The sequence below is a fragment of the Indiicoccus explosivorum genome (assembly GCF_002167005.1).
Lineage (GTDB): Bacteria > Bacillota > Bacilli > Bacillales_A > Planococcaceae > Indiicoccus > Indiicoccus explosivorum.
This window is the reverse complement of the sequence record NZ_NHTN01000055.1, coordinates 1-18,613: the sequence shown is the minus strand read 5'-3', so window position 1 is coordinate 18,613 and position 18,613 is coordinate 1. Positions and strand designations below refer to the sequence as shown.

20 protein-coding genes and 1 pseudogene are annotated in these 18,613 nt (G+C 52.5%); 3 read left to right on the top strand and 18 right to left on the bottom strand.

Annotation, left to right across the window (positions count from 1 at the left end; genetic code table 11):
* Positions 1–83: 83 nt before the first annotated feature.
* From CCE92_RS13395 to CCE92_RS16320, 3 genes are all read right to left on the bottom strand, one after another.
* Complete coding sequence (locus CCE92_RS13395; protein WP_088008683.1) at positions 84–656, bottom strand: hypothetical protein; 573 nt, start codon at positions 654–656, stop codon at positions 84–86.
* Between the two features lie 135 nt (positions 657–791).
* Complete coding sequence (locus tag CCE92_RS13390) at positions 792–1,394, bottom strand: HD-GYP domain-containing protein (protein ID WP_241536059.1); 603 nt, start codon at positions 1,392–1,394, stop codon at positions 792–794.
* Between the two features lie 403 nt (positions 1,395–1,797).
* On the bottom strand, positions 1,798–1,923 hold the full coding sequence (locus tag CCE92_RS16320; RefSeq protein ID WP_277621526.1) for a hypothetical protein: 126 nt from the start codon (positions 1,921–1,923) through the stop codon (positions 1,798–1,800).
* Between the two features lie 351 nt (positions 1,924–2,274).
* On the opposite strand from CCE92_RS16320, the gene CCE92_RS16250 reads away from it, so the two are divergent.
* Together CCE92_RS16250 and CCE92_RS13385 are read left to right on the top strand one after the other, a co-directional pair.
* A complete protein-coding gene (locus CCE92_RS16250; protein WP_241536058.1) occupies positions 2,275–2,904 on the top strand; it encodes a hypothetical protein in 630 nt (209 codons plus the stop codon).
* The gene (locus CCE92_RS13385) at positions 2,802–4,730 is read left to right on the top strand and encodes an immune inhibitor A domain-containing protein (RefSeq protein ID WP_241536057.1); all 1,929 of its coding nucleotides are present in this window, start codon (positions 2,802–2,804) and stop codon (positions 4,728–4,730) included. The genes CCE92_RS16250 and CCE92_RS13385 overlap by 103 nt, the downstream gene beginning before the upstream one ends.
* A 50-nt stretch (positions 4,731–4,780) precedes the next feature.
* On the opposite strand, the gene CCE92_RS13380 is transcribed toward CCE92_RS13385, so the two are convergent.
* The 10 genes from CCE92_RS13380 to CCE92_RS13340 form a co-directional block, all read right to left on the bottom strand.
* The gene (locus CCE92_RS13380) at positions 4,781–5,566 is read right to left on the bottom strand and encodes an SDR family oxidoreductase (protein ID WP_088008678.1); all 786 of its coding nucleotides are present in this window, start codon (positions 5,564–5,566) and stop codon (positions 4,781–4,783) included.
* 71 nt (positions 5,567–5,637) lie between these two features.
* Entirely contained in the window at positions 5,638–6,042 is a 405-nt protein-coding gene (locus tag CCE92_RS13375; protein WP_088008676.1) for a PH domain-containing protein, read from the bottom strand.
* Positions 6,039–6,563 (bottom strand): hypothetical protein, encoded by a 525-nt coding sequence (locus tag CCE92_RS13370; protein ID WP_088008674.1) that lies wholly within the window; start codon positions 6,561–6,563, stop codon positions 6,039–6,041. Before CCE92_RS13370 ends, CCE92_RS13375 begins: the two co-directional genes overlap by 4 nt.
* Before the next feature lie 115 nt (positions 6,564–6,678).
* Positions 6,679–7,029: a helix-turn-helix domain-containing protein gene (locus tag CCE92_RS13365; protein ID WP_088008672.1), complete on the bottom strand. Its 351-nt coding sequence runs from the start codon at positions 7,027–7,029 to the stop codon at positions 6,679–6,681.
* A gap of 266 nt (positions 7,030–7,295) precedes the next feature.
* Positions 7,296–7,943: a pentapeptide repeat-containing protein gene (locus CCE92_RS13360; protein ID WP_088008670.1), complete on the bottom strand. Its 648-nt coding sequence runs from the start codon at positions 7,941–7,943 to the stop codon at positions 7,296–7,298.
* A 225-nt stretch (positions 7,944–8,168) separates the two neighbouring features.
* Positions 8,169–8,318, bottom strand: coding sequence for a hypothetical protein (locus CCE92_RS15890; protein WP_155522841.1), 150 nt, complete (start codon positions 8,316–8,318; stop codon positions 8,169–8,171).
* Between the two features lie 19 nt (positions 8,319–8,337).
* A complete protein-coding gene (locus CCE92_RS13355) occupies positions 8,338–9,525 on the bottom strand; it encodes a hypothetical protein (protein ID WP_088008668.1) in 1,188 nt (395 codons plus the stop codon).
* Positions 9,522–10,007: an RNA polymerase sigma factor gene (locus CCE92_RS13350; protein WP_241536056.1), complete on the bottom strand. Its 486-nt coding sequence runs from the start codon at positions 10,005–10,007 to the stop codon at positions 9,522–9,524. Before CCE92_RS13350 ends, CCE92_RS13355 begins: the two co-directional genes overlap by 4 nt.
* A 131-nt stretch (positions 10,008–10,138) precedes the next feature.
* Positions 10,139–11,737, bottom strand: a complete 1,599-nt coding sequence (locus CCE92_RS13345; RefSeq protein WP_088008666.1) for a catalase — start codon at positions 11,735–11,737, stop codon at positions 10,139–10,141.
* 95 nt (positions 11,738–11,832) lie between these two features.
* Complete coding sequence (locus tag CCE92_RS13340; protein ID WP_241536055.1) at positions 11,833–13,071, bottom strand: cysteine desulfurase-like protein; 1,239 nt, start codon at positions 13,069–13,071, stop codon at positions 11,833–11,835.
* Positions 13,072–13,222: 151 nt separating this feature from the next.
* On the opposite strand from CCE92_RS13340, the gene CCE92_RS13335 reads away from it, so the two are divergent.
* Positions 13,223–14,497 carry an MFS transporter gene (locus CCE92_RS13335; protein ID WP_088008716.1) on the top strand — a complete coding sequence of 425 codons (1,275 nt, stop codon included), beginning with the start codon at positions 13,223–13,225 and terminating at the stop codon, positions 14,495–14,497.
* 59 nt (positions 14,498–14,556) lie between these two features.
* On the opposite strand, the gene CCE92_RS13330 is transcribed toward CCE92_RS13335, so the two are convergent.
* The 5 genes and pseudogenes from CCE92_RS13330 to CCE92_RS15990 form a co-directional block, all read right to left on the bottom strand.
* Positions 14,557–15,369, bottom strand: a complete 813-nt coding sequence (locus CCE92_RS13330; protein ID WP_088008662.1) for a YkuS family protein — start codon at positions 15,367–15,369, stop codon at positions 14,557–14,559.
* Between the two features lie 122 nt (positions 15,370–15,491).
* Complete coding sequence (locus tag CCE92_RS13325) at positions 15,492–16,034, bottom strand: C40 family peptidase (protein WP_162287879.1); 543 nt, start codon at positions 16,032–16,034, stop codon at positions 15,492–15,494.
* A 187-nt stretch (positions 16,035–16,221) separates the two neighbouring features.
* Positions 16,222–17,286, bottom strand: a complete 1,065-nt coding sequence (gene rlmN / locus CCE92_RS13320; RefSeq protein WP_088008658.1) for a dual-specificity RNA methyltransferase RlmN — start codon at positions 17,284–17,286, stop codon at positions 16,222–16,224.
* Between the two features lie 80 nt (positions 17,287–17,366).
* Positions 17,367–18,215 carry a pirin family protein gene (locus CCE92_RS13315; RefSeq protein WP_088008656.1) on the bottom strand — a complete coding sequence of 283 codons (849 nt, stop codon included), beginning with the start codon at positions 18,213–18,215 and terminating at the stop codon, positions 17,367–17,369.
* A gap of 177 nt (positions 18,216–18,392) precedes the next feature.
* Positions 18,393–18,613 (bottom strand): annotated as a pseudogene (locus tag CCE92_RS15990) (hypothetical protein); the annotation flags it as partial.

Here is an 18,613-nt window from a genome sequence, read left to right as displayed (position 1 = left end):
TTTCTAAAAATTCCGACAGAAATATGTAATAAAAAAGCTAAGCCCGGCACTGTCGGGCACTAGCTTTTCCGTGCGGTATTCCGTTATTTATTCTTGTCGGAACTGTCATACTCGGTCGTCTTCGGCGGCTCGAAATTTTTGACATTGCCAGGCTTCGCCGGCTCCGGTTCGCCTGTAAGCGGATCTCCGCCGAACGTGGTCCCGCTCTGCCGGTATGCACCCGGTCCGTCCGTTCCGGCGGCCGTCGTCGAAGAAGTGCCGGCAGGTGTTCCGCCCGGTGTCGGCGTACCGGTCGGCGCCGTTCCCGAAGCGCCTGTCGTGCTGCTGAACGTATTCCCTGAAGTTCCGCTTCCGGTACCCGTGCCGCCTGAAGAGCTCTGCCCCTGATTCATCGTCTGCTGCTGCTTCTCGATGGCGTCTTTCGCCTTGTCGAGCGCCTTGCTGATTTGCGGCTTCATCTTGTCGACCATACCGCCCGACTGCTTGTTGAGCGTATCCAGGCCTTTCTGCAGCTTTTGCTGCATATCGCCCTTATTCATGCTTCCGCTGCCCGATGAAGACGTTCCCGACTTGTTTTTCGCAGCCATGGAACCAATCAAGGCACCGATGCCAAGCAGGGCAAGCTTTCCGAATGTGCCGCCTGATCTTCTCGCCATTATCCGTCTCCCCTTCCATTTAGTAAAAATACACTATGGAATACTATAGACGAAAACGGCTGTTTTCAAACCTTTCAGAAAATCGGAGGACGCGGAACTATACCTCGGCTCGCCTTCTGTCCGGATTCCTTTCGGTCAGCTGCTGCGGATCCGTCCTTCTTCGGACAGCACTTCCATGAATGCGTCCACGACTTCCGGATCATAAAGAATCCCCCGCAGCCGGCGGATTTCCTCCACGGCCGCTTCCGCCGAATCCGCTTTCCGGTAGGAACGGTCCTCGGTCATGGCATCGAACGTATCGCAGACCCCGATGATCTTGGCTTCGGTCAAGATGTCCCCGGATTCCAATCCGAACGGATAGCCTGAGCCATTGATCCGCTCGTGATGCTGCTCGATGATCGGTGCGATGTGGGCGTATGCGGTCTTCCTCACCATATCCGCCCCGTCGATCGGATGGCGCTTCAGGAGGCCGAACTCCTCATCAGTAAGCTTTTCAACTTTATTGAGGACTTCCTCCGGCACATTGATCTTGCCGATATCGTGGAGGATGGCGGCGATCATCAGACTTTTCACTTCTTCTTTCGCTAAAGTCATCTTTGCAGCAGTTTTCACGGCATAATTAGCCACTCTTGAACTATGGTTATATGTATAGCGGTCTTTTTGCTCGACTTGTTCTCCGACTTTCCTGAGTTCAGCTATTTCGTTGCTGAGATAATGGAACAGCGGCTCGGTTGTCACTATTAAAACAGTTACTTCTGTTTTTGCACGAAATTGAACTGTCCCTTCAAGTCCCTTAGCTGAAAAAAAATCTCCTGCCTTCATTTCTAGATCTTCACTATCTACTTCTCCTGTTATGCAACCATCAATTATATAGTAAAATTCTGTAGCATCTGCATTGTCACTCGGGAATAGGACAAGCAGTTTCCCAGGTGCTATCTTTTGTTTCATCACTTCAACACCGTCGCCATGGCCTAGTAGCGCAATGGAGGTGGAGTCGTTTTTAACACTTTCTAGAGAGGAATTCTTTAAGAAAGAGAAACCGTTCAAGAGCCTACACCCTTTCGTCGAGTATTAAAAAAGAACTTAAATATTCCCGTCAAAGAATATAGTACTCTATCGGGTTCCCCCCTACAATATGAGCTTACCAGCCAACGACAATCAAAGGTGCATTCAAAGGTTCCGACTGAGCCGGCGCAGCCATTGCGGAAGTGCCGAACATTCCGAACACAACCGCTGAGAGAACAAGAACTCTAAGTGTTTTTTTCATTTTGCAGTTCCTCCTATCTGGTAAGGTGTGAAACATTTCCAGTATAGTTGAAACAGGTCAAAAGTACAATATCTTTTCGGAATATTCATTCATACAACGGAATAAGTGTTGATTTGGTTCCAAAAATTGATGAATAAGAGGAGAATCTCTTTCTTTTGGCCTTATTTTATAAAAAAATTGAGTTTAATTGGTTCTTTTTACCCTAAGCTTTCAGCCTGTGATAGTACAACCGAATCTATTTCATTTCTTATTAAAAAACTTATAGCCTTTTCGAACCCCGTAATATATAGTAATTGTTAGAATATTTAATCGTTAACCAAGCACTCCAAATTTATTTAAGGGGGAAATTTCTTGAAGAAGAACGTATTCGTCACTACCGCCATTGCGGCAGCCTTGAGTTTCAGCAGTTTTTCAGTCGGCGACTTTTCGAACGTACCCGTTGCTGAAGCAGCTAAAGGACAGAATGACAACGGAAATAAAGGTAAAGGGAGTGATCAGCCGGCAACTGAACCTGCCACTCATCCTCTCCTTACAGAATTCGTGCCTGGAGAAGTCACCGGCGCACCGGTTGATATCGGTCTCGCCAATGATGAACGGCTGATCAGCATGCTTCAGGAAGAAGGCAGAATCGTTAAAGGCGCCAGCCCGGCAACGATTGACAAAGCGCTCGGTGCTTACTTGAAAGAAAAGGCCGAAGCCGGTCAGGAAGCGGAAAAAGAAAAAACTGCTTTTGGAAAACAGCATGAAAACTCACTGAAAGAAAAAGCGGAGGATGCTGGCCTTCTCAGTGGTAAAGGAAATAAACTCGGGAAAACAACTACGCCTGGACCGGTCAGCCCGAACAGTACAATGGAGAAGTCCGGAAGGATAAAGTCCTTGTGCTGGCCATCGAATTTCCTGACTATCCGCACAGTTCCATCACACAAGAAGAGACGGATATGTTCTATGAGGACTACCCGCTTGATCATTTCCAAAACATGATTTTCGGACCTGACGGCTACACCGGCCCCAATGGCGAGAATTTCACTTCCATGAAACAGTATTACGAAAAGCAGTCCGGCGGCAGCTATACGGTCGACGGCACGGTAGCAGGCTGGTACACAGCGGATCACCCGGCCGCTTATTACGGCGGAAATTATCCGACTCCGGATGGCAATGATGCACGCCCACGACAGCTCGTATACGAAGCTCTCGCAAAAGCCGGGGAGGATCCGAATGTGGATCTTTCGGAATACGACGTCTGGGACCGTGACGACTATGATGGTGATGGCGTTTACGCCGAGCCGGACGGCATCATCGATCATCTGATGGTGATCCACGCGGGTGTCGGTGAGGAAGCAGGCGGCGGATCTCTTGGAGGCGACGCCATCTGGTCGCACCGCTGGAACTTGGGCGGGCTCATCGCTGTTCCTGGCGGCACATCCGACAGCGACCGTTTTGGCGGACTGCTGGGCGCTTACGACTACACAATAGAGCCGGAGGATGGTGCAGCGGGTGTGTTCGTCCACGAATACGGCCACGACCTCGGCTTGCCGGATGAATATGACACGATTTACTCGGGTGCAGGCGAACCGGTTTCCTACTGGTCCATCATGTCGAGCGGCAGCTGGGCAGGTAAAGTGCCTGGAACAGAACCGACAGGATTCAGTCCGTATGCCCGGGAAATGCTGCAGGCTATCCACGGAGGCAACTGGCTGAGCGGCACGACGCTGAATGCGGGAGAAGTGACGGCAACCGGACAGACCGTACTGCTGGATGAAGGTGTGACAAAAGGGACCAACAACGATGCTGTCCGCATCGAACTTCCTGACAAAGTGAATGTTCTTGCAGAACCTGCTGGCGGCGAAAAAGCTTACTATAGCGGCAAAGGTGACGAAATAGATCATAAGATGTCCGTGTCAGTCGATTTGACTGCTGCCACCAATGCTACTTTGACTTTCGATGCCTGGTACGATATTGAGCAGGATTGGGATTTTGCAATGGTCCAAGTCTCCACAGACGGAGGAGCAACCTGGACGTCCCTCTCGAATGGAAGCACAGTGAATGAGATCCATCCGGATGGTTATCCAGAAATCAAAGAAAACTTACCAGGATACACAGGATCGAGCAACGGCTGGACAGAACAGTCCTTTGACTTGAGCGCGTATGCCGGCCAGCAGATCCAGATTCAATTCCGGTATATGACGGATTGGGCAACGAACCTGAATGGATTCTTCGCCGACAACATCTCTGTCACAACGGATGGCAGCGAAATTTTCGCTGATGGTGCTGAAGCGGCGACTCCATTCACTCTCGGCGGATTCGAACAGAGCGACGGAACATTCACCACAGATCACTACTATTTACTGGAATGGCGTTCCCATAATGGCGTGGATGAGGGCCTCAGCCACATTAAACGTGGCGCAACCCTCATGAGCTTCGACCAGGGCCTCGTCGTCTGGTATGTGGATGAGACGTATGACAACAACTGGACTGGCGTCCATCCAGGCGAAGGGTTCCTTGGAGTAGTCGATTCAGATCAGCATACGAACTACTGGAATGACGGCGCTGTTGGCTCAACACGTTACCAGGTTCACGATGCTGCATTCAACTACAATAAGGAAGCTCAAATGTTCTTGGATTACCCTGGCCAGTTCACAATGAAAGACAACTACACGCAGCGCAATCCGCTGTTTGACGACAGTGCCGATTACAGCAACCCGGGCCTCGTGGATGCAGGACGCAACGTGCCGACGTATGGCCTGAAATTCCGCGTGTCCGGACAGAGTGCTGACGGCTCCGTCGGTCAAGTGAAAATCTTTAAATAATCATCAAAAAAGACTTGGACGGCTTCCGCTGTCCAAGTCTTTTGCTGTTTCTAAATCTCCATCTCCCATCGCTCTTTCTGCGTCTTCTTCAGCTGCTCTTCCGTCGCTTCCGGATACACGGTGCGAAATTTGTGATGATCGGCCGGAATGATTTCGATCATCTTCTCGATCATGCCTTCCGGATCATACTGGTCCTTGAGCCCTTCTTCCGCTTTTTCCATGCTTTCCTTCGGGGTGAAGTTTTTATCCTGGTCGTACCATTCCCACTTCTCTTCAGCCGCCCGGCGGTTGAATCCGGTTTCGAAGGTGCCGGGATTGATGGTGGCCACTTGGATACCGAAGTCTTTCATTTCTTTGCGGAGTGTTTCGGCCAGCGCTTCGATCGCGTGTTTAGTCGCGCTGTACGGTCCGACGAATTTGGAGGCCGCAATGCCGGCCATGGAGCTCGTGAAAATGATTTTGCCGGACCCTTTTTTCACGAAATGGCGGATGGCTTCCTGCGCTGTCGCCAAGGTGCCGAACACGTTCACTTCGAACAGCGCCCGGAACCGGTCCATCGGCACTTCCGCGAGCGGCCCTTCTTCGTTGATCGCCGCGTTCGCGACAAATATATCGAAATCATAGTCCTCAATCCGCGAGACGTCCCGCGGATTCGTAATATCGAGTTTCAGCACTTCTATCTCCAGCCCGCGCTCTTCCGCTTCCCGGATCAAATCTGTCTTCTGCGGAAGAATTTCCACGCCAGCGATGATTTTATGCCCTTTTTCCGCCAGTCCGAGCGCGGCGCCTTTTCCAAGCCCGCTTCCCGCACCGGTGATGAAAATCGTCTTAGCCATTTTCGAATCCCTCCTGTTCATCTGCCTCTTACACTATTTTCCCGAGCAAGGAAAGACTAAACAGAGAGGAATCAAAACGGAGAGCCGACGGAGATTCCCGGGTTTATTTCCAGTAGCAGCCGAATGAAGTCATCGCGGTTTTTCGGGGAGATGAGGATGGTGCCGTAAGGTGAATAATTGATCTCCAGGCGCTTCAATGATAATGCGGGTGATGAAAAAGGGTTCTTCGTTTTCCGGACATTCGTGATTGCCGAGACGGCTATTTCATGCCGGAACGGCCCGTAGCGGACGATCAGTTTTTCATCTGTGAGTATGTAGCGGGTTGAAAACCAGAGCCACAGCATGCCGCCTCCCAGCGGCAGCAGGAGAACTCCTGCAATCCAGTCGCCTTCGATGAAGGGGATTGCGAGACAGAGGACCGCGCTTCCTAAAATGATCACACCGAGCCACCAGTCTTTTTTTGAAGGAAAAATCATTCCGGTTCACTCCAGTCATACGATCGGAACTGTTCCGCGTATTTTTCATGGGTTTTCAGCAGCTCGATGAGCCTATTTTCGGTCTTCTGAAACAGCCGGTCACGCGCTTTCTTCCGTCTGAAGCGGAGTCCATAAGCTTCCTGCATGCGATCGTGCTGTTCTTTCAGACCATCCAGCTCCACGATGATTTCATCCGCCGGATCTTTGACAAGCTGCTTCAGCAGCCCTGCCAGTTCAAAAAGCTCTTCCCTCGGCCTTTTTTCACGTTCCTGATACAGCAGGCCGGCAATGATGCAGGCCGGCATCTCTTCGTTTATTCCCTGGGTCAGATCCGTCAGCAGCTCAAGCATGCGCTTCCGGTCACGCGCCAAAGACAGCACATAGAATACGTGCGGGATTTCCTCTGTGTCCTTTTCCACGATCAGCCGGTCGATTTGTTCGATCAGGTCTTCCGGTTTCAGCAAATTAAGGAGGATTCCGAGCCGGTATGCCTCAAAGACGATATATTTATCCAGCTTCATCTGTCCCATCCCCTTCTCTTTGTTCATCCGGTCTACCCCGTTTTTCCCGTCCGGCCGCCCATTTGAAAAACCCACCCGGACGGCAGTACCGTCCGAATGGGCCCCAGTTGTTCCCCTATAGATTTCCGTAGTTCCCCATCCGGCGTCTTACTTGGATATAGTTTGCGGCATCCGCAATCTCATCTTCATTCATCGGCCGGTTGTCCACGACGAACGTATAACCGCTCAGTCCTTGTTTATTTTGCAGATCAAGCTGCACCTGCTCTGTTGAGCGGTCGAGAAGAAAATCCGTCGATACACCAAAAAAGTCCGCAATGTTTGCGAGATGTGTGACTGTGATCAATTTCTTTCCGCCTTCATATGCCCACACTGTACTTTTCGCGATGCCGAGAGCTTTTGCAAACTCCTCATCTGACAAGTTCCGCTGTTCACGCAGCTCTCTGATTTTTCTCCCGATAGTTTCCATTCTCTCTCTGTCCTTCCTTATTTAACTGATAATTTAAAATTTACTGTTCACTTTACCCATTCTACCATAAAACTGAAACGTTAAGATTGAATATTTCATGAACGATTCGAACTATTTTTGTGCTAAAAATCTTGCTTTTTATTTTATTATATCAAAAAACATTATTTAAGTAAAAATTTAAGCAATTGTTAGAAAAAATATGATACAAGTATAGTAATAACTTCCAGCTGTTCTATGAATTACTATACCGGAAACTGAATGGCTTTTCATTCATCATTTTCTTTGATGATGAGCCCCAGCTGTCTGGCGAAGCCGATCGCCTGCTCAGGCGTCACGATACATCCCTTAAGTTTATCCGCGGTGACTTGGATTGATTCATATGTGCTGGTCGACAAATCCACGCCGTCCAGTTCCGTCTCTCCCAAATTCATCCCGGACAGTTCACAATGAATAAAGCCGGACTGTTTGAGCTTCACTTCATAAAATTCGGCATCCCGCAATGAACTGTGCAGAAAATCCGCTTTTTCGATGGATGACAGGCTGAACATCGAATAATTCATGATACATTTCTCGAACAGCACATCTTTCATTGAACTCTCCGTGAATTCTGTCCCGATGAGTTTGCATTCCCGGAATTCAGCCCGGCGGAACACCGCTTCCCGCAGATCCGCATTGGACAGATCGCAGCCGATGAACTGGACATCGAGCCACTCGCTGTCCGGCCAGCTGATCTCCTGGAATGTAACGTTTTCAAAGCTGACTTGGTCGAACCGCAACGTTTCTTCCGGTCCTCTGGCGATCACTTCGTCGGTGATCCGGCAGCTGCCTATGTATCGGTCTTTCGCCGCTTCGTTCCAGCTCTTTTTCTCTATACTGTCGGGCAATTTCGGCGCCGCCCGGCTGTTCTGTTTCATGATTCGCACCTCTCCTTACTTTTTCCATTCCCGAAGCAGGATTTCAGCCGACGGGATTCAAAATCCGGTCGGCAAAAAAACACTCTACTCCTATTATCGTATAAAAAGCGAAATTTTCAAACTTTTATTTTCAAAATTGTCATGCCGGTTTCTCGCATCGGAACTTTTCTTACTGAAAACGGCAAAAACCCGGATCACTGGGATCCGGGTTTTCCGTTCTCATGTTCACCGCAGGCGGAGGGCGGTCAGCAGCAGCATCCACAATGTCACTCGCGATGACGGCTTGTCCGCTTTCCGCTGCTGACGGTTGTTCGCGATCTCCGCACGCATGTCTTCCATTTTCTGACGGGCTGTCATTTCATCTGAGTGATACATAATGGACTCCTCCTTTAGTTTAAAGCGATAATTCCCCGATGTTCTGCAAATTGTTTTCCTCGGCTTCGCGCATTTCCGATACCAGTCCTTCGTTCACCCGCAGCTTCGCCTGCATGGCGGCCCTCACTTCCGCACTGTCGGACTGGATTTCGCCGAACAGATCGAGTGAGGCGACCTTCTCTTTCACGCTTTCCGGCTTCACGTCTTCCGCGAGCTTCAGCTTGCCTTCCACGATGATGGCGGCAGGACGTCCAATCGCTTCCAGCTGCGCTTCGTTCCAGACCTGCTCTCCTTCGATGAAGATGAAATCATCCGCATAAGCGAGCACTTCCGTCTCCAGGTTCCCGAGTCTTTCGTACATGAGATCCTCCAGTTCCTCACTGCATACAATATAGGAAGCGGACTGGATTTTTTCGATCGTTTCCAAGTCTTCCCGCGCCACGTCCGATTCGAATAAAATCGGATTCTTCGTGTAGACCTTCTTGCCTTTCAGGGGGCGGATCGACCGGGCGTTGAGCCGGCGCGCTTTCTTCAGCCATTCGTACCCGGAAGGAATGATTTCCATGGATCCTTGCACGGACAGTTTTTTATTGAGCGCAGCTTCCTGATCTTCATACAGCCGGATAAGACCGTTCACTTCGGCTTTCGCGATTTTTTCGCGCAGCAGTTCGATATCCAGGTCCTTCTCCAGCTCGAGCATGCCGTTGACAGCCAAGTGGAGCGGCTCTTCTGCAGCTGCAAGGAATGAATTCGTGACGGTGAGCTGCCCATTCTCGAACCGGAGATTGCCGGAATACCCTTTCACTTCACGGGTGCCTCCTGGGAACCGCTGGCTCGCTGCCCCTTTGAGGGTATCCGGCGCATACAGGGCGCCGTTGATGATCAGTTGCAGTTCTTCTTTGGCTAGGAGCGCTTCTGTGACATCTTTTTTTATGAGCACCGCGCCATTCACCACCATTTTCAGCGGTTTATTGAGCGATTCCAGGTAATTGCGGTCGATTTCGAGCAATCCGTTGTAATGGCTATAGCCTTCCGGCACTTCGACAGTGGAGCCGACATTGCCCGCCGAAAGCGCGGTCAGCAGATGGCCTTGGCCGGCCCGGTACAGGACCGCTCCGATATTGCCGATCGTTCCGGCACTTTTCACACTTTCCTCTGTCGCGTTCAATAAGTTCAGTACGCCCACATTCCCGATCCGTTTATTCATTTCATTTCAGCCTCCAATTGTTTTCTTAGTTTCTTGATGGCGAAGTGCAGTTTGTACCGGACAGTCGCCGCCGGCATCCCGAGCTGTTCGCCGATTTCCTTGCTCGTCATCTGGAGCCAGTACCGCTTAAAGACGATATCGCTCAGCTCGGAATCGAGTCTGGACAGCAGTTCCATCGTTTCAAGGCGGCTGCCCAGGAACAGCGGTTCCGGGAAATCCTCCTCTTCCTCTGTCCCTTCCAGTTTCGACAGCCGCCTGTCCTTCCGCCGGTCGTCGATCAATCGGTTTTTCATGACCCGGAAAAACCAGGCGCGCTGCTTGTGGAGCGGGAGAGCCGCAAGCTCTTCCTGCTTCAGTGACTTTTCCGCGGCGTCCTGCACGAGGTCGAATGCTTCCTGCTCGTGCCGGGCAATGGAACGGGCGAAGCGCAGAAGATCGTCTTTCAGGTTTTCGTATATTTCCTGCATCTCAGCTGCTTCCACGCCGTCCCTCCTTTCTATTTTTGCCGGTTTCATACAGATAACGGATGAGCCGGGCAAAGTGTTTGAAAAAAATCGTTTTTTTTGAGGCACCAAAAAACCCGCCAGGTTCTATGCCTGACGGGCTGCTCAATTTATCGGTGTGACGGATGGCCTTGCTCTTCCGCCTGCTTCACGGCTTTGTTCGCACGGAGCGTGCCTTCGCCGTTCAAGTTCATATCTTTCATGTTTTTTTCGATCGCTTCCTTCACGCGGCGGCCGTAATCTTCGTCCGCTTTCGTGAAGTTCTCGATCATCTGTTCCTGGATGCGCTTGTCGCAGATGGCGAGTGCGCCGCCGAGGTTGCTGATCAGCTCATCGCGCTCCCAGTCTTCGAAGTTGCGGTACGTTTCGCCCGCCTGGCCGAAGTTGTTCGTGCGGTCGATCGGCTGGCGCACGAGACGCGCGTTGTATTCCGGCTGATACTCTTTGTTGCTTCCCGGATCCGCTTCCTGCAGACCGCCGACGACGGATGGCTCGTAGTTGATGTGCGGGTTGCCGCCCGCTTCTTCCGGACGGTGGACGTCCATCGCGCCGCGGTGCTGGTTCGTGCGCACATTGTTTTTCGGCGCGTTGACCGGCAGTTTCAGGTAGTTGGCGCCTACGCGGTAGCGCTGGGTGTCCGAGTACGAGAATGTGCGGCCCTGAAGCATCTTATCGTCGGAGAAGTCGAGTCCGTCGACGAGGACGCCTGTCCCGAACGCCGACTGCTCGATTTCCGCGTGGTAGTCGACCGGGTTGCGGTCCAGCACCATGCGTCCGACCGGCAGCATCGGGAACTTGTCCGTCGGCCACAATTTCGTGTCGTCAAGCGGGTCGAAGTCGAGTTCCGGGTGCTCGTCATCGCTCATGATCTGCACTTGGAGTTCCCATTCCGGGTAATCGCCGCGCTCGATCGCTTCGTACAGGTCCTGCGTCGCATGCCCGACGTTTTTCGCCTGGATTGCGTCCGCTTCGTCCTGCGTCAGGTTGCGCACGCCCTGCTTCGGCTCCCAGTGATACTTGACGAGTACCGCTTCGCCTTTTTCGTTGACCCATTTGTATGTATTTACGCCTGAGCCTTCCATTTCGCGGTAGTTCGCCGGGATTCCCCATGGTGAGAACACCCACGTGATCATGTGCGTCGCTTCCGGTGTGCGTGCGACGAAATCAAACATGCGTTCCGGGTTCGGGATGTTCGAAGCCGGGTCCGCTTTGAATGCGTGGATCATGTCCGGGAATTTCATGGCGTCGCGGATGAAGAAGATCTTGATGTTGTTGCCGACGAGATCCCAGTTGCCGTCTTCCGTATAGAATTTCACAGCGAATCCGCGCGGGTCACGGGCGGTTTCCGGTGAATCCTTGCCGCCTGCCACTGTGGAGAAACGGACGAGGACAGGAGTCTGCTTACCCTTGCCGGAGAACACTTTCGCGCGTGTGTACTTTTCAACAGGCTCGTCTCCGACTGTGCCATATGTTTCAAAGTAACCGAATGCGCCTGCCCCGCGTGCGTGCACGATCCGTTCAGGCACTTCTTCGCGGTCGAAGTGGGAGATTTTTTCGATGAAGTGATAGTTTTCAAGCGTTCCTGGACCGCGGTTGCCGACTGTGCGGATATCCTGGTTGTTGACGACCGGATGGCCCTGGCGGGTCGTGAGCGTCTCGCGCTCTTCGCTGTTTCCAGACTGATTGTTTTTGCTGTTTTCGTCCTTCATTTACAAAAGCCTCCTCTTAGAATGATTATCATGTTGGAATCATACTTCCTTTCTAAAAATAACACATCTCCCGAAAAAATTCGAAAGATAACCTCTCATCCCCGCTGTTCCAAATACTGCATGAGCCCCGCTTTGAAGCGCTCCACTTCCTCAGCGGTATTGTAAGGGGCGAGTCCGATCCGCACCCAGCCGCCGGTATCCCGGACACCGAAGACGTCGGCCATCGTCGAAGCATAGAAGTCACTGTCCCCCACGCAGATCCCCCAGCGGCCGCCGAGCCATTCGGCGATTTCGCGCGGAGCGGCCCCTTCGATGCGGAAAGCGAACGTCGGTGTCTTGCGGATTTCTTCCCCTGCCCGGTACAAAACCAGCCCTGGAAGGCTCCGGAAAAATTCTTCAAGGTCCTGCGTCACTTCCTGCTCATATGCTTCGATCCTCTCGAGTGCGGAGACGTACCGTTCCCGCTGCGTGTCCCCTTCCCCCAGGCGTTCGAGAAAGGACAGCGCGCCTCCGAGACCGGCAATCCCTTCGTGGTTCTGTGTTCCTGTTTCCAGTTTATACGGAATCCCGCCAGGCGACGGGACAAGCTTGTACACATTCAGTCCGCTGAACAGTTCTTCACGGATGGCAGCAATCCCGACATGCGGACCGAAGAATTTATAAGCGGAACACAGAAGGATATCCGCTCCGAGCGCCTTGAAATCGACGGGGATGTGCGGGACGGCGTGTACTGCATCCAAAATGACGAGAGCTCCGGCACTTTTCGCTTTTTGAATGATCGGCTCCAGATCTGTAATGGTGCCTGTCACATTCGATGACATGCCGGCAGCCACGATCTTCGTTTTCTCCGTAATTATTTCATCCAAGCCCGACAAATCGAGCGTGTGGGTTTCCGGATCGAGCGGGATGAACTTCACAGTGGCACCGCGGTCTTCAGCGAGCGTCCGCCACGGATCGACATTCGCCCGGTGATCGAGTTCGGTGACGACGATTTCATCCCCTTCAGCGATCCGTTCTGACAGGGCTCTGGCGATGGAAAATGCAAGGGTCGTCATGTTCGGGCCGAATGCGATTTCCTGCGGCTCGCTGTTCAGAAGATTCGCCACAGATCCCCGGACGTTTTCGAGCAGCTCATCCGTTTCCTGGCTGGTCGGAAAAGCGCCATGCAAATTCGCCATGCCGTTATGTATGTAGCGCAGCATCGCTTCAGAGGCCTGATCAGCCATCTGCGTGCCGCCCGGTCCGTCGAAATAAACGAGAGGCCGGCCTCTCACCGTCCGGTGAAGGGCTGTAAATTGGGAACGTACTGATTCAATCGGAAAAGGGGCAGTCAAATTCATTTCCTCCTCGGTTTTCTTCCATTCTACCTGTCATCGGCGGATTCTCCAATTGCGGGCACTTAAAGTTTCTGAAATTTCCCTTCTTTCCATCCGGTTTTCTAGTACAATGGAGTTAATTCTCAGGCCAAAGGAGACCGAAATGCGCATGAAGTTTCATTACACGAAAGAAGAAAAGAGCTGGATGCTCTATGACTGGGCGAGTTCCGCTTATTCCATCATCATCACGACCGCGGTCTTCCCGATCTTTTACAAAGCGGCCGCCACCGAAGCCGGCGTCAGCGCAGCCAATTCCACCGCCTATCTCGGTTACACGATCGCCATTTTTACATTCATCCTGGCCATGATCGGCCCTATCCTCGGCACAATCGCCGACTACGAAGGCATGAAAAAACGGTTCTTCACCGCTTTCTTCTTTCTGGGTGTGGGCGCGACAGCCGCCCTCGCGCTCATTCCCGCGGATGAATGGCTCTGGCTCCTCGTCTGCTACACGCTCGCCGCGCTCGGCTCCACCGGCGCCAACGTGTTCTACGACGCGTTCATCACCGATGTCACGACAGAAGAAAAGATGAACCGGGTTTCCGCCAGGGGGTTCGGGCTCGGCTACATCGGCAGCACCATCCCATTCATCATCTCGATCGCCATCATTGTCCTGGCGCAAAGCGGCACGATTCCCGTTTCCCCTGTGAATGCGAGCAGGATCGCCTTCCTGATCACCGCCCTTTGGTGGGGACTTTTCGCCATCCCGATGTTCCGCCACGTCCATCAGCGCCATTTCCTTAAGCGCGAACCGGGTCTCGTGGGCCAGAGCTTCCGGCGGCTCGGCAAGACCATCCGGAACATCCGTCAGTACAAAGCGCTGTTTTTATTTCTGGTGGCCTATTTCTTCTATATCGATGGTGTCGGGACGATTATCTCCATGTCGACCGCCTACGGGACCGATCTCGGCATCGGCACCGTCAGCCTGCTGATCGTCTTGTTCGCCACACAAGTCGTCGCTGCTCCGTTCGCTATTTTATATGGCCGGCTTGCCGAAAAGTTCGGGGCGAAGCGGATGCTGTATGTCGGCATTTCCGTCTATATCATTGTCTGCACGTACGCGTACTTTCTTGAGACGGTCACCGATTTCTGGATTCTCGCCATGCTCGTCGCGACGAGCCAGGGCGGCATCCAAGCGCTTAGCCGCTCCTATTTCGGAAAACTCGTGCCGAAACAGAATTCCAACGAGTTCTTCGGGTTTTACAACATCTTCGGCAAGTTCGCGTCCATCATGGGGCCGCTTCTCGTCGGTGTGACCGCGCAGCTCACCGGTGATTCCAGCAAAGGGGTCTTCAGCCTGATCGTACTGTTCGTCATCGGACTCATCATTTTATCGCGTGTGCCTGAGCCGGATGCCGAAATGGAACCGGAAACGGTCGTCTAGCGGCAGCCAAAACGGCACAAAAGCTCCCGGAAATTCTCTTCCGGGAGCTTTTTTCCATTTTATTTTTTATTGTTCTTGTTATCCGCCTGTTTCACGACGACTTCGTTGTCATCGTGCTGGACTTCGGCGTCTTCCAGTTCGAACACTTTTACGCCGCCGCTGCCGGCTTTGTTCGATTCTTTCTCCGCTTTCTTCATTTCTTTCTCAGCGTGCTTCTCCGCTTTTTCATGCTCTTTACGGGCCTTCTCTTCCGCCTTGATTTCCTCGGCCACTTCTTTCTGCGCCTGCATCATGTCTTTCTTCTCTTTCAGTTCAGATGCCTTGCCTGTAGCCTGTTCTTTCATGTCCTTCGCTTTGTCTTTCACTTGGCTCGCCTTGTCTTTCACCTGGCTCGCTTTGTCTTTCAGCTGGCTCATCTTGCCGCCGGAAGACTGGTCCTGGGACTGGCCGGAACCGCCCGAGCTCGGCATTTTTTCCTTCACTTGGCTGCTTTTTTCTTTGACGATCTGCTGCATTTCCTTACCGCTCTTCGGTGTCAGCAGGAGCGCTGCCGCTGCCCCGGCTGCCGCGCCGGTAGCGAGGCCGGCTGCAAAGCTGCTGCCTGAGCCTTTTTTCGGCGGTTCTTCCGTAATCTTGCCTGCGCGCGCAAGGCGCTCTTCCACTTCTTCCACGACTTCATTGACGGTCCGGCCGCGCGCTTCCACGAGCGATCCGCTCATGCGGAAATCCGCGAAGTCCTGCGAGTCGCGTACGACAACGACGTCATAGCTGACCGCATCCATCTTCTGCTCGATCATATCCGCCTGGTACCCCTTCTTCTCGAGTGCGCGGCGGATGTCTGTAAATGGATGTTCCACTGCAATACTGACCATTCTGTAATCCACTTCCTTTACTGAAATTTTCTTATTAGCTGTATTTCCCTAAGTGCCCCCGGAATTAAACATCGTTCGGAGGCAAATAAAAAAAGAGCGCCGGAGCCCTCTTCACGTTTCAATTATGACAATACCCGCTTTGCAAACAAGAAGTGCTCGTTCCAGTACCCTTCATCGATCGGCGCATATTTCACGCCGCCGTTCTGGGCACTGATCATCTCGCCGTCCCCGGCATAAATGCCTACGTGGCTGACACCGCCGGTCTCGGAAGTCGCAAAATACACGAGGTCGCCCTTCTGCAGATCCTTCATCGGCACTTTTTCGCCGAGTTCAGCCTGTGCGGCCGAATGGCGGGGCAGTTCAATGCCGAGCTCCGAAAAGACCCGTTTTGAAAACGAGGAGCAGTCGAACGCATCAGTGCGCGACGTGCTGGCGCCAAGCAGATAATTGGCGCCGAGGTACTGATCCGCGACATTCAAAATATCGGCGGACGGCTGGGCGGTACTCACCCCTTTTACTTCTGGTGCCGCGGGCAGCGCTTCGAAGGCGACTTCCTTGCCAGAAAATCCTGGAACTTCGCTGGCAGGCTGTCCGTCAACTGCAACCGCTGTTCCGAACACCAACGTGCCAGATAGTGCACTTACGAGTAAAAGAGATTTTTTCAACCCGAATTCCTCCATTTGATATATTAATTTCTTGCGTTCTTTATTACTATTAGCATTGTATCTGTCCTTTATTAGGAAAACCAGCAACATGCACATTAAGAATTTGTTACAAAAGCGACGGTAATATTACAGGGAATCCCTCTTAGAGACGATAAAAAAACACACCCGGTTTTCCGGGTGTGCAAGATTAAACTGTCTGCTTTTTCTTGATCTGTTTGCTTCGGAGCTGACCGCATGCCGCGTCGATGTCCGTGCCGTTTTCCAGACGGACACCGCAGTTGATGCCGTGCTTCTTCAGCGTTTCGTAAAACGCCTTGATCGCTTCCGGCGTGCTGCGCTGGTACTGGCCGTGTTCATCGACCGGATTGTACGGAATGAGATTGACATACGACAGATGCCGCTTATCCTGCAGGAGCTTCGCCAGCTGGCGCGCTTCCTGCTCGTGGTCGTTCACGTCGTGGAGCAGGATATACTCGAACGTAATCCGCCGGTTCGTCTTCTCGAGGTAATAATCAATTGCCGCCATCAGTTTTTCGACCGGATACGCCCGGTTGATCTTCATGATGCGGGTACGCAGTTCGTTCGTCGGCGCGTGGATCGAGATCGCCAAGTTGATCTGCAGGCCTTCTTCCGCATACTCGTATATTTTCGGTACGATGCCGCTCGTCGAAACTGTGATATGCCGTGCACCGATGGACAAGCCTTTCTGATCGTTGACGATATTCAGGAAGCCCATCAGGTTGTCGTAGTTATCGAACGGTTCACCGATGCCCATGACGACGATGTGGCTGACCCGCTCGTCCTTGCCCTGCTCGTCGAAGTGCTTCTGCACGTTCATGATCTGTTCGACGATTTCACCGGCGGACAGATCGCGGCTTTTCTTCAGCAGTCCGCTCGCGCAGAAACTGCAGCCGATGTTGCAGCCGACCTGCGTCGTCACGCAGACGGATGCGCCGTAGCTGAAGCGCATAAGCACCGTCTCGATGAGATTGCCATCGGCCAGCCGGAACAGGAATTTAATCGTTCCGTCCTTCGATTCCTGCTTCACTGCCACGTCCATCGTGTGGAGTTCGAAGTTCTCTTCCAGCAGTTCGACGGCCGCTTTGCCGATGTTGCTCATGTCCGCAAACGAAGTCACACGTTTCGTATATAACCAGTCCCATACTTGCGTCGCCCGGTACGCCTTCTGGCCGTTGTCCATAAACCACGTCTTCAGCTGTTCCATGGTCATGCCATAGATGGATGGTTTCATTAGTTCGCCCTCATTTCAAAATTTGCACTGCCATCTATCATACTAAAAATTTGCGGCAGTTACAACTTAGCGGCTCGCGGCTATCGCTGGGAGGGAGCGCCGAATTTGCCTGCCCGGAAGTCGGCGTACGCTTCCTGGATCTCCTCCATCGTATTCATGACGAACGGCCCTCTCGCCACCACTTCTTCTTTAATTGGTTCAGCGGAATAAACAAGGAGTTTCGCCCGCGTGTCTGCCGTTATGCTGAATTCGCTGTCCCCGGTTCCGCTTTTTGTGAGAAGCGCCGCATCTGTTTTGGCGAGTTTCGTCTTTGATTCGCCCGCCTTTATTTCCCCGGCCAGGACATACAGGAATGCCGTATGGTCCGCCGGAATCCGGTGCGTATAAGCGGCTCCCGCCTGAAGGGAAATTTCCGTCATCGTGAATGGCACAACGCTGTCGATCGGTCCTTTGACACCTGCAATGTCGCCCGAATAAACCCGAAGACGGCCGCCATCGATTTCCACTTCCGCCGCGTCTTCCGCGTAGGCGTTCTGGTAGCTCGCGGGGGTGTTCTTTTTTGATTTCGGGAGGTTCAGCCATAGCTGGAGCGTATGGATCAGGTCATCATCCACCGCTTCCTCGGCGTGGATGGCACCCGCGCCGGCGTTCATGTATTGGACATCGCCGGCGTCGAGTACCGAATAGCCGCCCGCGTTATCCGAATGTTCAAGCCGGCCGTCGATCACATAGGTGATCGTCTGAAACCCGCGATGCGGATGGTCGGAAAAGGTGCCGCGCTTGAACCAGTCCTCCGCCATGATGAGGAACGGGTCGAATTCCTCCATCCGGTCCGGGGGAATGATGAAGCCCTGCTGCACATGGGGATAGCCGTTTTTGTTGTAGCGGACACGCCAGTGGTCTTTGATGTCGCGTTTGAATGGAGTCATCGTATCAGGTCCTTTCTTTTTGATGGTTTATGCGCGTTCAGCGGGATTTATGCGCGTTCAGCGAGATTTATGCGCGTTCAGCCGGATTTATGCGCGTTCATCGGGATTTATGCGCGTTCAGCGGAATTTATGCGCGTTCAGCGGAATTTATGCGCGTTCAGCGAGATTTATGCGCGTTCAGCTATTTTGATGCTGGATATTTACGATGTATTCACGATTTTTATTTTGATTTCTTTTTTCACTGCTCAAACTCTTTAGCACCCGATACGCGACATCCCGTGATTCCAAACCCCAAAATTCACGTAGCCGCCGATTCGTCAGCGGTTCATCTGTAAATGACACATATTCATGCACCGCATCTTCATGCAGGCGCGCATCCGCATGCCCGCATTTCGCAC